We start from the raw sequence: 21234 nt of genomic DNA on the forward strand, positions 1-21234 counted from the left end.
AGATGCAGGCGATGATGAGCCAGCTCCTGCTGGGGCTGGTCAACGGTTCCTTCTATGCGATGCTGTCGCTGGGCCTGGCCGTGATCTTCGGCCTGCTCAACGTCATCAATTTCTCGCATGGGGCGCTGTACATGATGGGCGCCTTTGCCGCCTACATCGGCGTCACCGCCTTCGGCCTGAACTACTGGGCGATGCTGCTGCTGGCGCCGCTGCTGGTGGGCGTGTTCGGCATCCTGGTCGAGAAAACCATGCTGCGCTGGCTGTACAAGCTGGACCATTTGTACGGCCTGCTGCTGACCTTCGGCATTACCCTGCTGCTGGAGGGCGTGTTCCGCTCCTTCTACGGCGTGTCCGGCCAGACCCTGGACGTGCCGGAAGCGCTGACCGGCGCCACCGACCTCGGCTTCATGATCCTGCCGAACTACCGCGCCTGGGTGGTGGCCGCTTCGCTGACGGTCTGCCTGGCGACCTGGTTCACGATCGAGAAGACGAAACTGGGCGCCTACCTGCGCGCCGGCACCGAGAACCCGAAACTGGTCGAAGCCTTCGGCGTCAATGTGCCGCTGATGGTCACGCTGACCTATGGCTTCGGCGTGGCCCTGGCCGGCTTTGCCGGGGTGCTGGCGGCGCCCGTCATCAACGTCACGCCGCTGATGGGATCGAACCTGATCATCGTCGTGTTCGCGGTGGTGGTGATCGGCGGCATGGGTTCGATCCTCGGTTCCATCCTCACCGGCCTCGGCCTGGGCGTGATCGAGGGCCTGACCCGGGTGTTTTATCCGGAAGCCTCGGAGGTGGTGGTGTTCGTGGTGATGGTGATCGTGCTGCTGTTGCGGCCGGCGGGCCTGTTCGGCAAGGAGAAATAAAGGGCCTCGCAAACCTACTGCGCGTTGCATTGTTGGCCTGCGATGCTCGCTACGGTTTTCGAGGCCCTTTAAGAAAGGAATTATGAATAGGAAACTCGGCTATTTGATCGCCCTGGCGCTTGCCGTCGCCGCGCCCTTCGTCGGCTACCCGGTATTCCTGATGAAGCTGCTGTGCTTCGGGCTGTTCGCCTGCGCCTTCAACCTCCTGATCGGCTATACCGGCCTGCTGTCCTTCGGCCATGCCGCCTTCTTCGGCGGCGCCGGCTATGTGGCCGGCTACGCCTTGACGACGCTGGGACTGCCCTTCGAAGCCGGCATCGTGCTCGGCGTACTGGCCGCCGCCGCCGTCGGCCTGGTGATGGGCCTGCTCGCGATCCGCCGCCAGGGCATTTATTTTTCGATGATCACCCTCGCCTTGGCCCAGATGGTCTACTTCGGCGCCCTGCGCGCGCCGTTCACGCATGGCGAGGATGGTTTACAAGGCGTGCCGCGCGGGAAACTGCTGGGTGTGCTCGACCTGGGCCACGACCTGACGATGTACTACGTGGTGCTGGCGCTGTTCGTGGCCGGCTTCGCGCTGATCGTGCGCATCGTCCACTCTCCTTTCGGCCAGGTGCTCAAGGCGATCAAGGAAAACGAGCCCAGAGCCATTTCCCTGGGCTATGAGGTCGACAGGGTCAAGCTGCTCGCCTTCGTGCTCTCCGCGGCCCTGGCGGGCCTTGCAGGGGCTTTAAAGACGGTCGTACTGGGCTTCGAGACCTTGACCGACGTGCATTGGACCATGTCCGGCCTCGTCATCCTGATGACCCTGGTCGGCGGCATGGGGACGCTGGCGGGACCGATCCTCGGCGCCTTCCTGGTGGTCGCCCTGGAAAACAAGCTCGGCGACCTAGGGAACTTCCTCGCCGAGAAGACCCATGTAGAATGGTTCGCATCCCTGGGCGAATCGGTGGGCATCGTCACCGGGCTGATCTTTGTCGCATGCGTGCTGCTGTTCCGGCGCGGCATCGTCGGTGAAATCGCGGCGGTCTTCGATGCCGCCAGGCGCAAGGGGACAGCGAGCTAAGAGCGTCAGGCGCTCAAATACGGAGGTGGCCATGGTCGACGAATCCCTGATGGTGAACACCAACGGCATCCACATGCACGCCACCTCGACCGGGCAGGGACCGGTCATCCTGCTGCTGCACGGTTTTCCCGATACCCATCTCGTCTGGCGCAAGCAGGTGCCGGTGCTGGCCGGCGCCGGTTTCCGGGTCATCGCCCCCGACCTGCGCGGCTACGGCCGCACCGATGCGCCGCCCCACGTGCTCGATTACACCCTGGACAAGATCCGGGCCGACATTCTCGGCCTGCTGGACGCGCTCAAGATCGACAAGGTGCACCTGGTCGGCCACGACTGGGGCAGCCTGATCGGCTGGCAACTGGCGTCGATGGTGCCCACGCGCATCGAGCGCTTCGTGGCCCTGTCGGCCGGCCACCCGATGGCGATCGCCCGCGCCGGCATCCTGCAGCACATGCGCCTGAGCTATATTCCGATGTTCTGCATGCCGGGCATTGCCGAGCACACGCTGCGGGCGGCCGACTGGTTCGCGCTGCGCCAGTTCAGCAGCGAGCCGGGCCAGGCCGAGCTCTGGAAGCGCGAGCTCGACCCGCCGGGGCGCCTGACGGCGGCGCTGAACTATTATCGGGCCAACCTGAAGCTGGCGCTGCCGCAATCCTACCCGCGCGTAAAACTGCCGGTGATGGGCATCTGGAGCGACCGCGACCCGGCCCTGGGCGAGAAGCAGATGCGCGACTCCGCCCATTATGTGGACGGCGAATTTCGCTTCGAACGCATCCACGACGCCGACCACTGGCTGCAGCTGACGGCGCACGACAAGGTGAATACGCTGCTGCTGGATTTCCTTGGGACCAAGAAGCCGCAAAGTACTTTCTAGCGGGGACGACGGAAGCTGTTCAAAGCGCGGCCGCGTAAATCGCGCGCACATCCTCCCGCGTCAGCGCGCGCGGGTTATTTCCCAGCAGCCGGGTCTGCAGCATCGCATCGTCGGCCAGGCGGTCGAGGTCGCGCTCGACGATGCCGACCTGCTGCAAGCTCGTCTCCACACCCGTGATCTTGGCGATCTGTTGCATTGCAACAATCAAGGCCTGGGCCCGCGCCTCTTCGCTGCCGCTGGCGTGCGGCACGACGATGCCGGCCAGTTCCGCGTAATGGCCGCTGGCCGCCGGCAAGTTGAAACGCAGCACGTGCGGCAAGACCAGGGAGTTCGACAGCCCGTGCGCGACGTGAAAAATGCCGCCGATCGGATAGGCCAGCGCGTGCACCGCCGCCACTGGCGCGTTCGAGAACGCCTGCCCGGCCAGGCAGGCGCCCAGCAACATGGCTTGTCTCGCATCGAGGTCGTGGCCGTTCTCGCAGGCCTTGACGATATTCGCCGACAGCAGGGACAGCGCCTGGCGCGCCAGCATGTCCGACAGCGGGTTTTTCTTGTGCCGGCTGGTATAGGCTTCGATCGCATGCACCATGGCGTCGATGCCGGTGGCGGCGGTGACCACCGGCGGCAGGCCGACCGTCAGGCTGGCGTCCAGCACGGCCAGGTCCGCATACAACTGGGAAGACACGACACCCATCTTGGTGGTCTCGCCGGTGGTGACGATCGCGATGTTCGTGACCTCGGAGCCGGTGCCGGCGGTGGTCGGCACCTGGACCAGCGGCAGGCGCTGTCCGCCGACCTTGCCGATGCCATACATCTGCGCCAGCGGCTGATCGCCAGCGGCCAGCACGGCGACCAGCTTGGCCACGTCCATCGAGCTGCCGCCACCCAGGCCGATGATGAGCTCGCTGCCCTGCTTGCGGGCGAAGCTTGCTGCCGCCTCGACCACGGCCTCGGGCGGATCGGCCAGCACATCCGCGTAGACGCTCACGGTCATGCCGTGGCGCTCGAGGCTGGCACGCGGCGGCTCGGCCAGGCCAGTGCGCAGGAAGCCTGGATCGGTCACCACCAGCACCCGCCGCACGCCCGGGAAACGCTCGGCGACGAGTGTCCCCAGCCGCAGCGAAGCGCCGGGTTCGGACACGATGCTGGACACGGTGCTGAAGCCGAATGCGGGGGTAAGGGTGTTCATCGTGGCGTCTCCGGATGATGTTGTGTTTTCTCAAGCTTACATCAGCCGCCGGGTTTCGTTACCGTACAATGGCGGTTTCCCTCCAAGTGCATTTGTTCCCATGTTCGACCTCGTCCTCCTGGCCTGCGCGGCCTTTCTTGCCGGTCTCGTCGATGCTGTGGTGGGAGGGGGAGGGCTGATCCAGATCCCGGCGATCTTTGCCGTGTTCCCGAAGGAAGTGCCGGCGACGCTGATCGGGACAAATAAACTGGCGTCGATCTGCGGCACCTCGGTTGCGGCCGTCAAATATGCGCGCCGGGTGCCGGTGGCATGGGGCACCGCCGCACCGGCCGCCGCCGCCGCTTTTGCGCTGGCCTTCGTCGGCGCCTGGACCGTGACCCGTGTACCGGCCGATTTCGTGCGCAGCCTGCTGCCCCTGGTGCTGGTGGCGGTGGCCGTCTACACCTTCAAAAAGAAGGATTTTGGTTCGGTACATGCGCCGGTGCACAGCGGCATGACCGAGCGCCTGCTGGCCATGGGTGTCGGCGCCGCCATCGGATTTTATGACGGCTTCTTCGGCCCGGGCACAGGCAGTTTTCTGATTTTCATGTTCGTGCGCTTCTTCGGCTTCGATTTCCTCGGCGCCTCGGTGGCGGCGAAGATCGTCAACGTCGCCTGCAATTTCTCTGCCCTGATCTGGTTCGGCTACAGCGGCCACCTGATCTGGAAGCTGGCGGCGGTGATGGCGGTGTTCCAGGTGATGGGCTCGCTGATCGGAACACGGCTCGCGCTGAAGCACGGGAGCGGTTTTGTGCGCAAGCTGTTCCTGATCGTGGTGTCCTTGCTGATTGTAAAGACGGCCTACGATTCCTTCAAACACCTCGGCTGGTAGTGTTTCACGTGAAACAGCTGGACTTGTGTCGGCTGTCTGCGTTTCACGACCAGGCCTATTAGGTTCGCAGGCGCCCGCCACCTGCCATATCCTTGCACATACCAGTGCTCATCGGCGACGTGTGAGCAAAGCGGCGGCCATCCAGATCCGGGTTTCGCTCGGATTGCGTAGATCTTGCCCTCGCTATAACCGCTGCAAGCATTCGTCACGCAATAAGCGTCGGCGCTGTTTAAGACCGACGTGAAACAGCTTGCCGATATCAGAAGCCGAGAATCAGACAGGCGGCCATCGGGCAGCCTGTCTTGGGTCCCTGCGTTCGTGTCGTAGCCCTCGCGGTTGTTCCGATCGTCCTCGCCGAGTGCCTTGCGCCATGCTACCGGCAATGCCGAGCGCTGCTTCGCGGGATCCAGTAGTGGATCGGGCTTGTCGCCACGGATGCGCGCGGCGGCCATCTCGCGAGTTGGCAGGGCAGGCGCGACCGGTGATTTGGATGCCGCTGCTTTGCGGATCAGCGCGCCAGCCGACGGGTGCATCCTTGAGTACGGCGGCGAGCAGTGGCGCGGCCCGTCTTTCGCTGAGCTTCCTTTGGCAGCATGGCAGCAAGCCATCTGTTTGGTTCCACGTGAAACAATTTTCTGTCGTTTTCGACCCTCAAGCGAAGCCGCACGGAAAAAAGAATCTATAATCCCTGCTTAACTCTCCTCGCAGCACATTCCATCATGTTATTTCCGACAGAATTCGACGTGATCGTCGTTGGCGGCGGCCATGCCGGCACCGAAGCGGCACTCGCGTCTGCACGCATGGGTCAGAAGACCCTATTGCTTACTCACAACATCGAAACCCTCGGGGCGATGTCCTGCAACCCGTCGATCGGCGGTATCGGCAAGGGCCACCTGGTCAAGGAAGTCGATGCCATGGGCGGCGCGATGGCGATTGCCACCGACGAAGCCGGCATCCAGTTCCGCATCCTGAACTCATCGAAAGGCCCCGCCGTGCGCGCCACCCGCGCCCAGGCCGACCGCGTCCTGTACAAGGCCGCGATCCGTTCGCGCCTGGAAAACCAACCGAACCTGTGGCTGTTCCAGCAGTCGGTCGACGACCTGATGGTCGAAGGCGAGCGCGTGGTTGGCGCCGTGACCCAGATCGGCCTGCAGTTCCGCGCCCGTGCCGTGGTGCTGACGGCCGGTACTTTCCTTGACGGGAAAATCCACGTCGGCCTGCAGAACTACACGGCCGGCCGCGCCGGCGACCCGGCAGCGGTCTCGCTGTCCGCGCGCCTGAAAGAACTGAAACTGCCGCAGGGCCGCCTGAAAACCGGCACGCCGCCGCGCATCGACGGCCGCAGCATCGATTTCGCGGCCATGACCGAACAGCCGGGCGACCTCGATCCGGTGCCGGTGTTCTCGTACATGGGCAATGTGTCCATGCACCCGAAGCAGGTGCCGTGCTGGGTCACGCACACGAATGCGCAAACCCACGACATCATCCGTAACGGCCTCGACCGCAGCCCGATGTACACCGGCGTCATCGAAGGCGTCGGCCCGCGCTATTGCCCCTCGATCGAGGACAAGATCCACCGCTTCGCTTCGAAGGAATCGCACCAGATCTTCCTCGAGCCGGAAGGTCTTACTACCAACGAGTTCTACCCGAACGGGATTTCCACAAGCCTGCCTTTCGACGTGCAGCTGGCCCTGGTGCGTTCGATGCGCGGCCTGGAAAATGCGTTCATCCTGCGTCCCGGCTATGCGATCGAATACGATTATTTCGACCCGCGCGGCCTGAAGGCTTCGCTGGAAACAAAGGCGATTGGCGGCCTGTTCTTTGCCGGCCAGATCAACGGCACCACCGGCTACGAAGAAGCGGCGGCGCAGGGCATGCTGGCCGGTATCAACGCCGCGCTGCAGACCCAGGGCAAGGAAGCCTGGACCCCGGGCCGCTCGGAAGCCTACCTCGGCGTGCTGGTCGACGACCTCACCACCCAGGGCGTGGCCGAGCCCTACCGCATGTTCACCAGCCGCGCGGAATACCGCCTGTCGCTGCGCGAGGACAATGCCGACATGCGCCTGACCGAGATCGGCCGCAAGCTGGGCGTGGTCGGCGATGCGCAGTGGGAAGCCTTCGAGCGCAAGCGCGAATCGGTCGCGCTGGAGCTGGAACGCCTGCGCGCGACCTGGGTGAATCCGCGCATCCTGGCGGCGGCCGAATCCGAGCGCGTGCTCGGCCAGGCCATCGAACGCGAGTACAACCTGGCGGATCTGCTGCGCCGTCCGGGCGTCGAGTACGACAAGCTGATGACCATGCAGGGCAACGAGGGCCAGGCCCTCGCCGGCCCGGGCGTGGAAGATCCGGCGGTCAAGGAGCAGGTCGAGATCCAGCTGAAGTATGCCGGCTATATCGACCGCCAGGCGCGCGAGGTGGAGCGCCACGACTACTACGAAAACCTCAAATTGCCGGAAAACCTGAACTACCTGGAAATCGTGGCGCTGTCGATCGAGGTCCGCCAGAAGCTGGATAAACAGCGTCCGGAGACCCTGGGCCAGGCTTCGCGCATCTCCGGCGTGACCCCGGCGGCGATCTCGCTGCTGCTGGTGCACCTGAAAAAACGCGGCGCCAAGGGTTTTACGAATGCGCCGACGGAGAGCAGCGGCGAAGAGCCGAAGCAGGAGCTGGCCGAATGAAGAATTTCGACCGCAACAGCCTGTCGCAAGTGCTGGCCGAGGGTATCGCCGAGATGGGGCTCGAGGTCACCCCGGCCCAGCAGGAAAAGCTGCTGGATTACCTGGCCCTGATGTTCAAGTGGAATTCCGTCTACAACCTGACTTCGCTGCGCGACCCGATGCAGATGGTGACCCACCACCTGCTCGATTCGCTGGCCGCGGTGCCGGCCTTCGCCGCGGCAAAGAACGTGCTGGACGTCGGTTCCGGCGGCGGCCTGCCCGGCATCGTGCTGGCGGTGGTGCGGCCGGACATGAAAGTGTCGATGATCGACACTGTGCACAAGAAGACCGCCTTCCTTACGCAGGTGAAGGCGCAGCTAGGCCTGGCCAACGTCAGCATCCACACCATGAAGGTGCAGGAACTGGAAGTGAGCGACAAATTCGACGTCATCACCTCGCGCGCTTTTGCCGACCTGTCGGATTTCGTCAACTGGTCCTCGCACCTGCTGGCGGAGCAGGGCAGCTACATCGCCTTGAAAGGAACGGCGCCGCAGGACGAGCAGCAAAGGCTGCCGGCCGCATGGGCGGTGACGAAAGTGGAGCCGCTGCAGGTGCCCAGGCTGGGAGCGGAGCGCCACCTGGTTTTCATCCAGAAATCGGACTAACCGCGCAGAAAAAGCGCGCAACAGGCTAAACGATATAAACAGTTAATACCGTATTACTGACTAAACAGTATAAATCGTTTTAATGGTATTAACGGTATGGCTTTATAAAGGCATTCATGGCGAAAATTTTTTGCGTAGCAAACCAGAAGGGCGGGGTCGGCAAGACCACCACCAGCGTCAACCTGTCCGCCGGGCTGGCCAAGCTGAACCAGCGCGTGCTGCTGGTCGACCTCGACCCCCAGGGCAACGCCACCATGGGCGCCGGCATCAACAAGGCCGGGCTGGCGTCCTCGATCTACCAGGTGCTGCTGGGCGAGGCCGACGTCGCCAGCGCGCGACTGCGCAGCGAAGCGGGGCGCTTCGACGTGCTGCCGGCGAACCGCGAGCTGGCCGGCGCCGAAGTCGAGATGGTCGAGCTGGACAACCGCGAACGCCGCCTGAAGGACGCCCTCGCCAAGGTCGACGCCGATTACGATTTCATCCTGATCGACTGCCCGCCCGCGCTGTCGATGCTGACCCTGAACGGCCTGGTGTGCGCGCACGGCGTGATCATCCCGATGCAGTGCGAGTACTACGCGCTGGAAGGCTTGTCCGACCTGGTCAACACGATCAAGAAAGTGCACGCCAACCTGAACCACGACCTGCGCATCATCGGCCTGCTGCGCGTGATGTTCGATCCGCGCATGACCCTCTCGCAGCAGGTCTCGGCCCAGCTCGAGCAGCACTTCGGCGACAAGGTCTTCAAGACCATCATCCCGCGCAACGTGCGCCTGGCCGAAGCGCCCTCCTACGGCATCCCGGGCGTGGTGTTCGATCCATCGTCGAAAGGCGCGCAGGCGTACATCGCCTTCGGCGCCGAGATGGTCGAGCGCATCAAGACCATGTAATCCACATACATAACAAATCAGTCCAATACCATGGCAACGAAAAAACTGAAGGGACTCGGCCGCGGCCTCGACGCCCTGCTCGGCGGCGACGCCCACGACACCCCCCAAACGCCCGCCGGCAGCCCATCGACCCTGGCGGTGACCCGCATCCAGGCCGGCAAGTACCAGCCGCGCACGCGCATGGACGACGGCTCGCTGTCGGAACTGGCCGCCTCCATCAAGAGCCAGGGCATCATGCAGCCGGTGCTGGTGCGTCCGATTAGCGGCACAGGTGAGATCGGCTATGAGATCATCGCCGGCGAACGCCGCTTCCGCGCCGCGCAACTGGCCGGCCTCGAAGAGATCCCGGTGCTGGTGCGCGAGGTCGACGACCAGAACGCGGCCGCGATGGCGCTGATCGAGAACATCCAGCGCGAAGACCTGAATCCGCTCGAAGAAGCGCAGGGCATCGCGCGCCTGATCTCGGAATTCGACTTTACCCACGAGCAGGCGGCGAATGCGGTCGGCCGCTCGCGCAGCGCGGTGTCCAACCTGCTGCGCCTGGTGAACCTGGCCCAGCCGGTGCAGACCATGCTGATGGCAGGGGATATCGACATGGGCCATGCGCGCGCCCTGCTGGCGGTCGACGCCGCCAGCCAGATCGCGCTGGCGAACCATGTGATCGCGAAACGCCTGTCGGTGCGCGAAACGGAAAAACTGGTGGCCCGTACGCTGGAGGAGCAGAACGCGCCGGCGGCCACCGCGCGCCAGAAGGAAAAGTCGGGCGACATCGTGCGCCTCGAAGAAGAGCTGTCGGATCGCCTGGCCACCCCGGTGGTGTTCAAGATGGGTAACAAGGGCAAGGGCCAGATGATCATCGACTTTGCCGACCTCGACGTGCTCGACAGCGTGCTGGCGCGCTTGCGCGGCTGAGGGGGCACCGTTTCGCAGCTGTGGGCAAGTGGCAACTTGTCCACAGCGCCTTCCGCCTCACCCCGCCGGTATGTCTCGGTATATGTACATGGCGGACTCCCGGTAGATCCCGTCGCGTAGCCCGCCATACGAAGATTTTCGTAGGAAATTTAACAGTTTCCCCTCAAATTCCTTTGTCGTTTTTACATCGTCCAGCCCGCGATATAAGGACGGAAGAGTTTGACTACCGCATTCATAAGCCCTTATAATCCCGCTGATTCATGTAATTACCATACCGTAACTCGGTTCCACGACGGCTAGCGCGAAAGAAAAATAACAATGCTGCGCCTGGTCTCCCTGCAAATGATGGCAACAGTTGTCGCTGGCGTGATCGCCGGACTGCTGGGGGGATGGTCTGCGATGTTTTCGGCGGTACTTGGCGGGTTGTGTTGTGTCGTTCCCAACGGTGTCATGGCGCTGCGCCTGTTCGCCGGTACGCAAAAGCCGGGCGGCGCCAACCCTGCCACATTTTTCATCTGGGAATTTGTAAAGATTGCTTTGACGCTGGCGCTGCTCGTACTCGTGGCGCGGGTGTACCACGATCTGAATTGGCTGGCCCTGCTGGTCGGCTTCATCGTGGCGCTGAAAAGTTACATCATCTTATTATTTAGGCATTCACAATGACGAGTCCAACGGTAGAACAAGCCGCGGCGCACGCGCCAAACGCGGGAGAGTACATCCAGCACCACCTCGGTCACCTGACCAACATCCACCAGGGTTTCATCGTCGACTTCAGTGTCATCAACTATGACACCGTGTTCTGGTCGATCGCGATGGGCGTGCTGGGCGTGTTCGTCATGTGGCTGGGCGCCCGCAAGGCGACTTCCGGCGTGCCGGGCCGCTTCCAGGGCATGCTTGAATCCGTCGTCGAAATGGTCGAAGACCAGTCGAAGTCGATCATCCATGGCGACCGCAAATTCATCGCGCCGCTGGCACTGACCGTGTTCATCTGGGTGTTCCTGATGAACTGCCTGGACTTCCTGCCGGTCGACCTGTTTGCCGGCCTGTTCCGCGTCCTGGGCCTGGGCGAGCCGCATTTCCGCATCGTCCCGACCGCCGACCTGAACGGCACCATGGGCATCGCCCTGGGCGTGCTGGCCGTGGTCCTGTACTACAACGTCAAGATCAAAGGCATCGGCGGCTGGATCCACGAACTGTTCGCCGCACCCTTCGGTATTTATATGGCTCCGTTCAACTTCCTGTTGAACATGATCGAATACGCAGCCCGCACCGTGTCGCTCGGTATGCGACTGTTCGGCAACATGTACGCCGGCGAGCTGCTGTTCCTGTTGATTGCACTGCTTGGTTCCACGTTCACGGTGTTCGGCATCTTCGGCCATATCGTTGCGGGTTCGATCTGGGCAATCTTCCACATCCTGATCGTGCTCCTCCAGGCATTCATCTTCATGATGCTGACGCTGGTGTACATCGGTCAGGCCCACGAGAGCCACTGACCGACGCGATCGCAAGAACGAACAAGATAGTGGTAGTAAAGAAGTTGTAATTTTTCTGGTTTTTTAATTTTTAATCTTTTGGAGTAAATCTCATGACTGACGTTTCTTTCGTTGCACTGGCTTGCGGTCTGATCATCGGCCTGGGCGCTATTGGCGCATGTATCGGTATCGCGATCATGGGCGGTAAATACCTGGAAGCTTCGGCACGTCAGCCTGAGCTGATGAACACCCTGCAGACCAAGATGTTCCTGCTGGCTGGCCTGATCGACGCGGCATTCCTGATCGGTGTCGGTATCGCCATGCTGTTCGTGTTCGCCAAGCCGTTCACCAGCTAATCACGCTTTTCACGACAAGTGATCTGAAGAGCCGAACCTATCCCGGTTCGGCATCCGTTTTTGTGAGAAGGAATTTACCGTGAATCTGAACGCAACCTTGTTTGTTCAGTTCGTGGTCTTCTTCATCTTCGTTGGCGTCACGATGAAATTCGTGTGGCCGCCGGTGATGAAAGCGCTCGACGAGCGTGCCCAGAGGATCGCGAACGGCCTGGCCGCGGCTGACCGTGGCAAGGCTGAAATGGCCGCTGCCGAAAAACGCATCGCCGCCGAACTGGCGACGACCCGCGAAGAAAGCGCCAAGCGCATCGCCGACGCTGAAAAGCGTGCTGCAGCGATCATCGAAGAAGCCAAGCAGACCGCCGCCGTGGAAGCTGCGCGCATCGTCGAAGGCGCCCGCGCCGACGCCGAGCAGCAGGTGACCCGTGCGCGCGAAGAACTGCGCGGCCAAGTGGCTGCCCTGGCTGTTGCCGGCGCCGAGCAGATCCTCAAGCGCGAAGTGAACGCAGCGGCCCACGCCGACCTGCTGAACCGCCTGTCGACCGAGCTCTGATCATGGCTGAGTTCGCAACCGTCGCCCGCCCTTACGCCGAAGCGCTGTTCCGTGTCGCCCAGAACGGCGACATGGCGGCCTGGTCCGGCATCGTCTCGGAACTGGCGCAAATCGGCGCCAATCCGGACATGCAGGCTTTTGCCGGCAATCCGAACGTCACGCCGGCCCAGCTGGCCGAGACGATTGCGTCGCTGGTCAAGTCGCCCCTGAGCCCTGAAGCGAAAAACTTCATCGCGATGCTGTCCGAGAATGGCCGCATCAACCTGCTGCCGGAAATCGCGGCGCAGTTCACCCAGCTGAAGAACGCATCCGCCGGCGCCGCCGACGCGACCGTCTACAGTGCCTTCGAGATGTCGGCTGACCAGGTGAATGCGCTGGCCGCCGCGCTGGAAAAGAAATTTGGCCGCAAGCTCAACCCCACGGTCGAAGTCGATCCGTCGCTGATTGGTGGTGTGCGCGTGGTCGTCGGTGACGAAGTGCTGGATACCTCGGTCCGCGCGAAGCTGCAGCAAATGCACAACGCGCTGGTGGCCTGAGGGTCTTTGCACCGTCTACCGCGTCCAAGCCCTTGCCCTACGCATCAAGAAACTATTAGGAGTTAGCACTCATGCAACTTAATTCGTCTGAAATCAGCGAACTGATCAAGAGCCGCATCCAGGGCCTCGAAGGTTCGGCTGATGTTCGTAACCAAGGCACGGTGATCTCCGTCGCCGACGGTATCTGCCGCATCCATGGTCTGTCGGACGTGATGCAGGGCGAGATGCTGGAATTCCCGGGTAACACCTTCGGTCTGGCGATGAACCTCGAGCGTGACTCGGTCGGCGCCGTGATCCTGGGTGCTTACGAGCACATCTCGGAAGGCGACACCGTCAAGACCACCGGCCGCATCCTGGAAGTCCCGGTTGGTCCGGAACTCAAGGGCCGCGTCGTCAACGCCCTGGGCCAGCCGATCGACGGCAAGGGTCCGATCACCGCCTCGCTGACCGCCCCGATCGAAAAGATCGCCCCGGGCGTGATCGCACGTGAATCCGTCTCGCAGCCGATGCAGACCGGTATCAAGTCGATCGACGCGATGGTGCCGATCGGCCGTGGCCAGCGCGAGCTGATCATCGGCGACCGCCAGACCGGCAAGTCGGCCGTGGCAGTCGATGCGATCATCAACCAGAAGGGTCAGAACATGACCTGCGTGTACGTGGCGATCGGCCAGAAGGCCTCGACCATCAAGAACATCGTGCGCTCGCTGGAAGAGCATGGCGCGATGGAGTACACCATCGTCGTCGCCGCTTCCGCTTCGGAATCGGCTGCCATGCAGTACATCTCGGCCTACTCGGGCTGCGCGATGGGCGAATACTTCCGCGACCGCGGCGAAGACGCGCTGATCGTGTACGACGACCTGTCGAAGCAGGCTGTCGCTTACCGCCAGATCTCGCTGCTGCTGCGCCGTCCGCCGGGCCGCGAAGCTTACCCGGGCGACGTGTTCTACCTGCACAGCCGCCTGCTGGAGCGTGCTGCTCGCGTGAACGCCGACTACGTGTCCGCCTTCACCAACGGCGCCGTGACCGGCAAGACCGGTTCGCTGACCGCACTGCCGATCATCGAAACCCAGGCTGGCGACGTCTCGGCCTTCGTGCCGACCAACGTGATCTCGATTACCGACGGCCAGATCTTCCTGGAGACCTCGCTGTTCAACGCCGGTATCCGTCCTGCGATCAACGCCGGTATCTCGGTGTCGCGCGTCGGTGGCGCCGCCCAGACCAAGGTCATCAAGGGCCTGTCCGGCGGTATCCGTACCGACCTGGCGCAGTACCGTGAGCTGGCTGCGTTCGCGCAGTTCGCATCGGACCTGGACGAGTCGACCCGCAAGCAGCTGGACCGCGGTGCGCGCGTGACCGAACTGCTGAAGCAGAAGCAGTACTCGCCGCTGCCGATCTCGCTGATGGCTGCCTCGCTGTTCGCCGTCAACAAGGGCTATTTCGACGATATCGAAGTCAAGCGCGTGCTGGATTTCGAAGCCGGTCTGCACAACTTCCTGAAGTCCAGCCACGGCGCGCTGCTGTCGAAGATCGACGACAGCAAAGCCCTGGACAAGGACGGCGAAGCAGCGCTGGCCGCCGCCATCGCCGACTTCAAGAAGTCGTTCTAAGCGCGGCTTTCTGATGGAATGCGGGGCCGGGGCAACCCGGTCCCTATAAGGAGTAAGGGCTCATGGCAGCAGGCAAAGAGATACGTGGCAAGATCAAGAGCGTAGAAAATACGAAGAAGATCACCAAGGCGATGGAAATGGTCGCCGCGTCCAAGATGCGCAAGGCGCAGGACCGGATGCGCGCCGCCCGTCCCTACAGCGAGAAGGTCCGCAACATCACGGCCAACCTCGCCACTGCGAACCCGGAATACACCCACGCGTTCATGGCGAATGCCAAGGACACGAAGGCGAAAGCCGTCGGCTTCATCGTCGTCACGACCGACAAGGGTCTGTGCGGCGGCATGAACACCAACGTGCTGCGCCAGGTGACGCAGAAGACCCGCGAGCTGGAAGCCGCGGGCAATCGCATTGAAGTCGTTGCAATCGGCAACAAAGGTCTGGGCTTCCTGAACCGCATCGGCGTGAAGGTCGTTTCGAGTGTCACGCAAATCGGCGACACCCCGCACCTGGACAAGCTGATCGGCCCGATCAAGGTCATGCTCGACGCTTACCAGGATGGTCAGCTGGACGCGGTGTACCTGTGCTACACCAAGTTCATCAACACCATGCGCCAGGAACCGGTGGTCGAGCAACTGCTCCCGCTGCCGGCCGGGCACCTGAAGGCGGAAGCAGGCGCCCACTCGTGGGACTACATCTACGAGCCGGACGCGCAAGTCGTCATCGACGAGCTGCTGATGCGCTACGTCGAAGCGCTGATCTACCAGTCGGTGGCCGAGAACCTGGCGTCCGAGCAGTCGGCGCGCATGGTGGCAATGAAAGCCGCAACCGACAACGCGGGCAACGTCATCGGCGAGCTGAAGCTGGTCTACAACAAGACCCGCCAGGCAGCGATTACGAAAGAACTCTCGGAGATCGTCTCCGGCGCAGCTGCAATTAGCGCTTAAATGCGGCAGCTAAGCCGAACAAGCGATCTTACGAAACGACATTAAAACTATATCTGAAGGAACGAACATGGCTGATGGCAAAATCGTTCAGTGTATCGGCGCCGTGGTTGACGTGGAATTCCCGCGTAACGCAATGCCGAAGGTGTACGACGCACTGAAAATGGAAGGCTCGGAACTGACCCTGGAAGTCCAGCAGCAGCTGGGTGACGGCATCGTCCGTACCATTGCACTGGGCAGCTCGGAAGGCCTGCGTCGCGGCATGATTATCCAGAACACCGGCAACCCGATCATGGTACCGGTTGGTAACGCCACCCTGGGCCGTATCATGGACGTGCTGGGCAACCCGATCGACGAGCGTGGCCCGGTCGCCGCCGAGCGCACCGCTTCGATCCACCGCACCGCACCGGCCTACGACGAGCTGTCGCCGTCGCAGGATCTGCTGGAAACCGGCATCAAGGTCATCGACCTGGTCTGCCCGTTCGCCAAGGGCGGTAAAGTCGGCCTGTTCGGCGGCGCCGGCGTCGGCAAGACCGTCAACATGATGGAACTGATCAACAACATCGCCAAGGCGCACTCGGGTCTGTCCGTGTTCGCCGGCGTGGGTGAGCGTACCCGTGAAGGTAACGACTTCTACCACGAAATGGCCGATGCCAAGGTCGTCGACCTCGACAACCTGGGCAACTCGAAGGTCGCGATGGTCTACGGCCAGATGAACGAACCGCCGGGCAACCGTCTGCGCGTCGCACTGACCGGCCTGACCATGGCCGAAGCCTTCCGCGATGAAGGCAAGGACGTTCTGTTCTTCGTCGACAACATCTACCGCTACACCCTGGCCGGTACCGAAGTCTCGGCACTGCTGGGCCGTATGCCGTCGGCCGTGGGTTACCAGCCGACTCTGGCCGAAGAGATGGGCCGCCTGCAGGAGCGCATCACCTCGACCAAGACCGGTTCGATCACCTCGATCCAGGCCGTGTACGTCCCTGCGGATGACTTGACCGACCCGTCGCCGGCAACCACCTTCGCCCACCTGGATTCGACCGTCGTTCTGTCGCGTGACATCGCGTCGCTGGGTATCTACCCGGCAGTCGATCCGCTGGACTCGACCTCGCGCCAGCTGGACCCGCTGGTCGTCGGTGAAGAGCACTACGCCACCGCGCGCGCCGTGCAGGGCACCCTGCAGCGCTACAAGGAACTGCGTGACATCATCGCGATTCTGGGCATGGACGAACTGGCGCCGGAAGACAAGCTGGTCGTCGCACGCGCTCGCAAGATGCAGCGTTTCCTGTCGCAGCCGTTCCACGTCGCTGAAGTCTTCACCGGCGCACCGGGCAAGTACGTTTCGCTGAAAGACACGATCAAGGGCTTCAAGATGATCGCATCGGGCGAACTGGACCACCTGCCGGAGCAGGCGTTCTACATGGTCGGCACCATCGAAGAAGCGATCGAGAAGGCCAAGAAGCTGGCTGCTTAAGCGGCTCCTTTAAGGGACACACATGGCAAACACTATTCACGTAGACGTCGTCTCGGCCGAAGAGCAGATCTTTTCGGGCGAAGCCGAGTTCGTCGCGTTGCCGGGTGAATCGGGTGAGCTGGGTATCTACCCGATGCACACCCCCTTGATCACGCGCATCCGTCCGGGCGCCGTGCGCATCAAAGTGCCGGGCCAGACCGAAGACGAATTCGTCTTCGTGGCCGGCGGCATCCTGGAAGTCCAGCCGAAAGGCGTGACCGTCCTGGCCGACACCGCGATCCGCGGCGCCGACCTGGACGAGGCGAAAGCCCAGGAAGCCAAGCGCAAGGCGGAAGAGCTGATGCTGAACAAGGAATCCCAGATCGACTACGCCAAGGCGCAAGCCGAACTGGCGGCCGCGATCGCCCAGCTGGCGGCCATCGCCAAGCTGCGTCACAAGGGCCGCTGATTTTATATAGCGGTTTCAAGTGATGAAAAAGAAGGCAGCCTGCGGGCTGCCTTTTTTATTGCCCGGCCGTTCTGGAAATACGGCCGCTCGCCCTTATCTAGCGTGGATCACAACCATGGCTTGAAAGGGATCGACGATGAAACAAGAAACCGCAATCCTCGCAGGCGGCTGCTTCTGGGGCATGCAGGACCTGATCCGCAAGATGCCGGGCGTGCTGTCGACCCGGGTCGGCTATTCCGGCGGCGACGTGCCGAACGCCACCTACCGCAACCACGGCACCCACGCCGAGGCGATCGAGATCGTGTTCGATCCGGACCAGATGAGCTACCGGCGCCTGCTCGAGTTCTTCTTCCAGATCCACGACCCCAGCACCGCCAACCGCCAGGGCAACGATATCGGCGCCAGCTACCGCTCGGCGATCTTTTATACCAGCGACGAACAAAAGGCGGTCGCGCTGGACACGATCCAGGACGTCGACGCCTCCGGCCTCTGGCCCGGCAAGGTCGTGACCGAAGTGAAAGCGGCCGGCCCGTTCTGGGAAGCGGAACCGGAACACCAGGATTACCTGGTCAGGCATCCGAACGGCTATACCTGCCATTTCGTGCGCAAGGACTGGCGTTTGCCGCACCGCGGCCAGACCGCCGCTTGAAGGGGAAGTGATTAAAAAGAAGGCAGTTTGCGGGCTGCCTTTTTTATTGGCATGGCGTTCCGCCTGCTTGCGCGGCGGGATTGACTCGGTGAGCTTCCGTGTGGAAACTGGTTTTTTGTCGATGTCATCCGAAAAGGAGCCGCCCATGGACTACCAGTTCGCCCGCACCGTTCGTTACCTTGGCCGCTATTACCAGCGGCTCCCGCGTGAAGGCCGTATCGTCGTGGCCTGCATGGCCGTCTTGCTGCTCTGGATGCAAGCCGAATATTTTGGCGAAACCCTCGGCAAGACCCTGTATTACCTGACCCACTAAGATCCTGTCTCAGTACATTCGTGGGCACAGCGTGCCCACCCTACGGGCCCCGCATCCGGCGCCGCTGATCGTCGAGTTGAGCCGCGACGGCGACCGTTATTTTGCCCAGCCCCCCAACCAGCCCAAGCTGGAAGTGTTCGCCATGAGCGATACCGCCTTCTTCGCGAAGCAGCCCGAGGTCGAACTGGTGTTCGAGGAAGGCGCCGGCGGCGCGCTGACCCTGCGCCAGAACGGGCGCGAGATCAAGGGGCCGAAGCTGCCTTGATCGTGGGCGTGGCCGCTGCGGACTGCTCCTGCGCCAACCGCAGCGCCACCTTGTGCCTGAAATAGCCATCCTGTACGTAGCGGTACAGGTTGGCGCCGGGGCAGACGGTCTGCTTCGAAAAATCGCGGTGGCTGGCGATGTGATCCAGGCCCACATCGTATTTCTTCGCCAGCAGCGCCATGAGCCGTACGACGGCATCCAGCTGCTGCTGGTTCGGCTCGACTTCCTCGAAATTCCCGACCACCTCGATCAACGCGTGCCCGGTCGGGTCGTATTCCGTGTTGGTATCGCCGGCGTAGTCGATCTTGCGGCCTTCGAAGATCTTGCCGTCGAGGTCGATGATGTAGTGGTAGGGGATGTCCAGCCAGTGCTTGGTCCCGCGCGACCACTTTTGCAGGTTGCGCAGGTACTGCTGCGGGTCGGTGCCCGGTTTATAGGGCTCGCCCTGGTGGTGCAGGGTGATGTGGGTGATCGTCTGGCGGTGCGCCTGGGCCGGATCGGCCGGGGTCCCGCCCCAGGCGGACACGGGGACGATGCTTCGTTCGACCTCGGCGAGGGACTGGGCCCAAGCGGGAACGGCAGCGAACAGCAGCAGGGAGAGAGCGAGAGCAGGGCGGATCGTCATGGAAGAGGTTTCATGCGCCGTGGCGCGTTACAAAGCTGATAAGCTAGACGTGACCATAACATAGCGAGCCCAGCATGCGAACCATCGAACAAATCCTGAAGTCCGCCAAGACCGTGGCCGTGGTCGGCATGTCGAACAAGCCCGAGCGCGCCAGCTACGAGGTGGCCGACTATCTGCAATCCCAAGGCTACGAGATCCTGCCCGTCAACCCCGCCTACGCCGGCCAGGAAATCCTCGGACGCAGCGTCTACGCGACCCTGCAGGAAGCCGCCGACGCACTGGCGAAGGATGGCCGCCGCATCGACGTGGTCGACGTGTTCCGCAAATCCGAAGACGTGCCGCCGGTGGCCAAGGACGCCATCCACGTGCGCGCCGGCGCCTTGTGGATGCAGCTCGGGATCGAGAACCAGGTGGCGGCCGACCTGGCGCGCGCGGCCGGCCTGGACGTCGTCATGAACCACTGCATGCTGGTCGAGCACCGCAAGCTCGGCGTGCAGGCATGAACGCCCGCGAGCGCTTCCGCGCGCCCAAGAAGCTCGCGCTGCGCGACGAGGACGCCGGCCTGACGCCCTTGCGCGAGAAGAACGGCGACAAGAACGGCGGCGCCAAGCAGCGCGAGCGAGCGCTCACTGCCGAGTTGATCGCGCAGGTCGCCCACCTCCAGGAGATGCTGTTCGCCGGCCACAAGCAGAAGCTGCTGCTGATCCTGCAGGGCATGGACACCGCCGGCAAGGACGGCACCACCCGCGCGCTGTTCTCCGATTCGCAGATCAGCCCGATGGGCCTGCAGGCCACCGGCTTCACGGCCCCGACCGAGCGCGAACGGGCCCACGACTTCCTGTGGCGCATCCACGCGCACGTGCCGGGCGCGGGCATGATCGCCGTATTCAACCGCAGCCACTACGAGGACGTGCTGGTGCCGCGCGTGCTGGGCGATATCGACGGCAAGGAGACCAAGCGCCGCCTGGCCCAGATCCGCGACTTCGAGCGCATGCTGGCCGAGACCGGCACCACGGTCATCAAAGTGTTCCTGCACATCTCGAAGGACGAGCAGAAGAAGCGCCTGCAGGAACGCCTGGACGACCCGGAGAAGCACTGGAAGTTCGACCCCGCCGACCTGGCCGCGCGCGCGCAATGGGATACCTACCAGCGCGCCTACGAGGCGGCGATCGACGCCACCAACACCGACCACGCGCCCTGGTACATCGTGCCGGCCGATTCCAAGACCCACCGCAACCTGATCGTCGCCCACCTGCTGCTGGAGACCATGCAGGGCATGAAGCTGTCGTGGCCGGCGCCGAAGGCCGACCTCGACAAGGTCAAGGTGGAATAGAATGGCATTTCTTTAACCTTCATCTCCGCCGCCATGCTCAAGACTACCGCTCTGCTGCTTTCCCTCGGCGCCGCGTTCGCCGCCACCACGCCCGCCCAGGCCCAGAGCGCGTCCGCCGCGCCGGCGCCGGCTGCAGCGGCGGCGTCCTGCCCGGCCGTACTGAAGCACACCTTCAAACGCCTGCAGGACGAGGCGCCGCAGGACCTGTGCCAGTACAGCGGCAAGGTGGTGCTGGTGGTGAACACGGCCAGCTACTGCGGCTATACCCCGCAATACGAAGGCCTGGAGGCGCTGTACGCCAAGTACGCCGCGCGCGGCCTGGTGGTGCTGGGCTTCCCGTCGAACGATTTCAAGCAGGAGTCCGAGGACGCCAAGAAGATCGCCGACCTCTGCTACAACACCTATGGCGTGAAATTCCCGATGTTCGCCACCACCCCGGTGACTGGCGCCGCCGCCAATCCCCTGTACGTCGACCTGATCAAGGCCACCGGCAACCAGCCGAAGTGGAATTTCAATAAGTACCTGATCGACCGTAACGGCAAGGTACTCGACTACTTCCCGAGCAAGGTCACGCCGCAGGATCCAGCGCTGGTGGTCAAGATCGAGCAGGCGCTGGGCGGCTGATACGCTTTTCATCGAGGCCGGGCGCAATAACCCGGCTTTGCACATGGTTATTTGACT

Annotated in this window: 25 protein-coding genes; 23 read left to right on the forward strand and 2 right to left on the reverse strand. The window is 62.9% G+C overall.

Features of this window, described 5'->3' with window-relative positions:
• The first annotated feature begins 2 nt into the window (after nucleotides 1–2).
• The 3 genes from ACFPO9_RS26720 (at nucleotide 3) to ACFPO9_RS26730 (ending at nucleotide 2803) form a co-directional block, all read left to right on the forward strand.
• Nucleotides 3–866, forward strand: coding sequence for a branched-chain amino acid ABC transporter permease (locus ACFPO9_RS26720; RefSeq protein WP_379777301.1), 864 nt, complete (start codon nucleotides 3–5; stop codon nucleotides 864–866).
• A gap of 82 nt (nucleotides 867–948) precedes the next feature.
• Entirely contained in the window at nucleotides 949–1932 is a 984-nt protein-coding gene (locus ACFPO9_RS26725; RefSeq protein ID WP_379777303.1) for a branched-chain amino acid ABC transporter permease, read from the forward strand.
• A 31-nt stretch (nucleotides 1933–1963) separates the two neighbouring features.
• Nucleotides 1964–2803 carry an alpha/beta fold hydrolase gene (locus ACFPO9_RS26730; RefSeq protein WP_379777305.1) on the forward strand — a complete coding sequence of 280 codons (840 nt, stop codon included), beginning with the start codon at nucleotides 1964–1966 and terminating at the stop codon, nucleotides 2801–2803.
• Between the two features lie 19 nt (nucleotides 2804–2822).
• On the opposite strand, the gene ACFPO9_RS26735 is transcribed toward ACFPO9_RS26730, so the two are convergent.
• Nucleotides 2823–3992, reverse strand: coding sequence for an iron-containing alcohol dehydrogenase (locus tag ACFPO9_RS26735; RefSeq protein ID WP_379777307.1), 1170 nt, complete (start codon nucleotides 3990–3992; stop codon nucleotides 2823–2825).
• Nucleotides 3993–4092: 100 nt separating this feature from the next.
• Between ACFPO9_RS26735 and ACFPO9_RS26740 the strand changes: the two genes are divergently transcribed.
• From ACFPO9_RS26740 to ACFPO9_RS26820, 17 genes are all read left to right on the forward strand, one after another.
• On the forward strand, nucleotides 4093–4863 hold the full coding sequence (locus ACFPO9_RS26740; RefSeq protein WP_379777659.1) for a TSUP family transporter: 771 nt from the start codon (nucleotides 4093–4095) through the stop codon (nucleotides 4861–4863).
• Nucleotides 4864–5582: 719 nt separating this feature from the next.
• Nucleotides 5583–7541 carry a tRNA uridine-5-carboxymethylaminomethyl(34) synthesis enzyme MnmG gene (mnmG, locus tag ACFPO9_RS26745; protein ID WP_379777309.1) on the forward strand — a complete coding sequence of 653 codons (1959 nt, stop codon included), beginning with the start codon at nucleotides 5583–5585 and terminating at the stop codon, nucleotides 7539–7541.
• Entirely contained in the window at nucleotides 7538–8185 is a 648-nt protein-coding gene (rsmG, locus tag ACFPO9_RS26750) for a 16S rRNA (guanine(527)-N(7))-methyltransferase RsmG (protein ID WP_379777311.1), read from the forward strand. The genes mnmG and rsmG overlap by 4 nt, the downstream gene beginning before the upstream one ends.
• Before the next feature lie 116 nt (nucleotides 8186–8301).
• Nucleotides 8302–9072, forward strand: a complete 771-nt coding sequence (locus ACFPO9_RS26755) for a ParA family protein (RefSeq protein ID WP_052234351.1) — start codon at nucleotides 8302–8304, stop codon at nucleotides 9070–9072.
• 30 nt (nucleotides 9073–9102) lie between these two features.
• Nucleotides 9103–9984, forward strand: a complete 882-nt coding sequence (locus ACFPO9_RS26760; RefSeq protein WP_379777313.1) for a ParB/RepB/Spo0J family partition protein — start codon at nucleotides 9103–9105, stop codon at nucleotides 9982–9984.
• A 318-nt stretch (nucleotides 9985–10302) separates the two neighbouring features.
• Nucleotides 10303–10647, forward strand: a complete 345-nt coding sequence (locus ACFPO9_RS26765; protein ID WP_379777315.1) for an ATP synthase subunit I — start codon at nucleotides 10303–10305, stop codon at nucleotides 10645–10647.
• On the forward strand, nucleotides 10644–11477 hold the full coding sequence (gene atpB, locus ACFPO9_RS26770) for a F0F1 ATP synthase subunit A (protein ID WP_379777317.1): 834 nt from the start codon (nucleotides 10644–10646) through the stop codon (nucleotides 11475–11477). Before ACFPO9_RS26765 ends, atpB begins: the two co-directional genes overlap by 4 nt.
• Before the next feature lie 92 nt (nucleotides 11478–11569).
• Nucleotides 11570–11812, forward strand: coding sequence for a F0F1 ATP synthase subunit C (atpE, locus tag ACFPO9_RS26775; protein WP_091665119.1), 243 nt, complete (start codon nucleotides 11570–11572; stop codon nucleotides 11810–11812).
• 79 nt (nucleotides 11813–11891) lie between these two features.
• The gene (locus tag ACFPO9_RS26780; RefSeq protein ID WP_379777319.1) at nucleotides 11892–12362 is read left to right on the forward strand and encodes a F0F1 ATP synthase subunit B; all 471 of its coding nucleotides are present in this window, start codon (nucleotides 11892–11894) and stop codon (nucleotides 12360–12362) included.
• A 2-nt stretch (nucleotides 12363–12364) separates the two neighbouring features.
• Nucleotides 12365–12898, forward strand: coding sequence for a F0F1 ATP synthase subunit delta (locus ACFPO9_RS26785; RefSeq protein WP_230025483.1), 534 nt, complete (start codon nucleotides 12365–12367; stop codon nucleotides 12896–12898).
• 71 nt (nucleotides 12899–12969) lie between these two features.
• Nucleotides 12970–14505: a F0F1 ATP synthase subunit alpha gene (gene atpA, locus ACFPO9_RS26790; RefSeq protein WP_379777321.1), complete on the forward strand. Its 1536-nt coding sequence runs from the start codon at nucleotides 12970–12972 to the stop codon at nucleotides 14503–14505.
• 62 nt (nucleotides 14506–14567) lie between these two features.
• Nucleotides 14568–15449 carry a F0F1 ATP synthase subunit gamma gene (gene atpG / locus ACFPO9_RS26795; protein WP_379777323.1) on the forward strand — a complete coding sequence of 294 codons (882 nt, stop codon included), beginning with the start codon at nucleotides 14568–14570 and terminating at the stop codon, nucleotides 15447–15449.
• Nucleotides 15450–15516: 67 nt separating this feature from the next.
• Nucleotides 15517–16920, forward strand: a complete 1404-nt coding sequence (gene atpD, locus ACFPO9_RS26800; protein WP_379777325.1) for a F0F1 ATP synthase subunit beta — start codon at nucleotides 15517–15519, stop codon at nucleotides 16918–16920.
• A 22-nt stretch (nucleotides 16921–16942) separates the two neighbouring features.
• The gene (locus ACFPO9_RS26805; protein ID WP_379777327.1) at nucleotides 16943–17368 is read left to right on the forward strand and encodes a F0F1 ATP synthase subunit epsilon; all 426 of its coding nucleotides are present in this window, start codon (nucleotides 16943–16945) and stop codon (nucleotides 17366–17368) included.
• A 136-nt stretch (nucleotides 17369–17504) separates the two neighbouring features.
• Nucleotides 17505–18017, forward strand: a complete 513-nt coding sequence (msrA, locus tag ACFPO9_RS26810; RefSeq protein ID WP_379777329.1) for a peptide-methionine (S)-S-oxide reductase MsrA — start codon at nucleotides 17505–17507, stop codon at nucleotides 18015–18017.
• A gap of 145 nt (nucleotides 18018–18162) precedes the next feature.
• Entirely contained in the window at nucleotides 18163–18330 is a 168-nt protein-coding gene (locus ACFPO9_RS26815) for a hypothetical protein (protein ID WP_379777331.1), read from the forward strand.
• A 31-nt stretch (nucleotides 18331–18361) separates the two neighbouring features.
• Entirely contained in the window at nucleotides 18362–18595 is a 234-nt protein-coding gene (locus tag ACFPO9_RS26820; RefSeq protein ID WP_379777333.1) for a hypothetical protein, read from the forward strand.
• On the opposite strand, the gene ACFPO9_RS26825 is transcribed toward ACFPO9_RS26820, so the two are convergent.
• Complete coding sequence (locus ACFPO9_RS26825; protein WP_379777335.1) at nucleotides 18573–19220, reverse strand: peptidoglycan recognition protein family protein; 648 nt, start codon at nucleotides 19218–19220, stop codon at nucleotides 18573–18575. The two genes, ACFPO9_RS26820 and ACFPO9_RS26825, sit on opposite strands and share 23 nt — an antisense overlap.
• A 74-nt stretch (nucleotides 19221–19294) precedes the next feature.
• Here ACFPO9_RS26825 and ACFPO9_RS26830 point away from each other — a divergent pair, with 74 nt between their 5' ends.
• From ACFPO9_RS26830 to ACFPO9_RS26840, 3 genes are read left to right on the forward strand one after another with little or no spacing between them, the layout of a single operon-like run.
• On the forward strand, nucleotides 19295–19723 hold the full coding sequence (locus ACFPO9_RS26830) for a CoA-binding protein (protein ID WP_379777337.1): 429 nt from the start codon (nucleotides 19295–19297) through the stop codon (nucleotides 19721–19723).
• Nucleotides 19720–20553, forward strand: coding sequence for a PPK2 family polyphosphate kinase (locus ACFPO9_RS26835; RefSeq protein ID WP_379777339.1), 834 nt, complete (start codon nucleotides 19720–19722; stop codon nucleotides 20551–20553). The genes ACFPO9_RS26830 and ACFPO9_RS26835 overlap by 4 nt, the downstream gene beginning before the upstream one ends.
• A 33-nt stretch (nucleotides 20554–20586) precedes the next feature.
• Nucleotides 20587–21177: a glutathione peroxidase gene (locus tag ACFPO9_RS26840; RefSeq protein WP_379777341.1), complete on the forward strand. Its 591-nt coding sequence runs from the start codon at nucleotides 20587–20589 to the stop codon at nucleotides 21175–21177.
• Nucleotides 21178–21234 lie beyond the last annotated feature (57 nt).

The sequence above is a fragment of the Massilia aerilata genome (assembly GCF_042656905.1).
Taxonomy (GTDB): domain Bacteria; phylum Pseudomonadota; class Gammaproteobacteria; order Burkholderiales; family Burkholderiaceae_D; genus Telluria; species Telluria aerilata.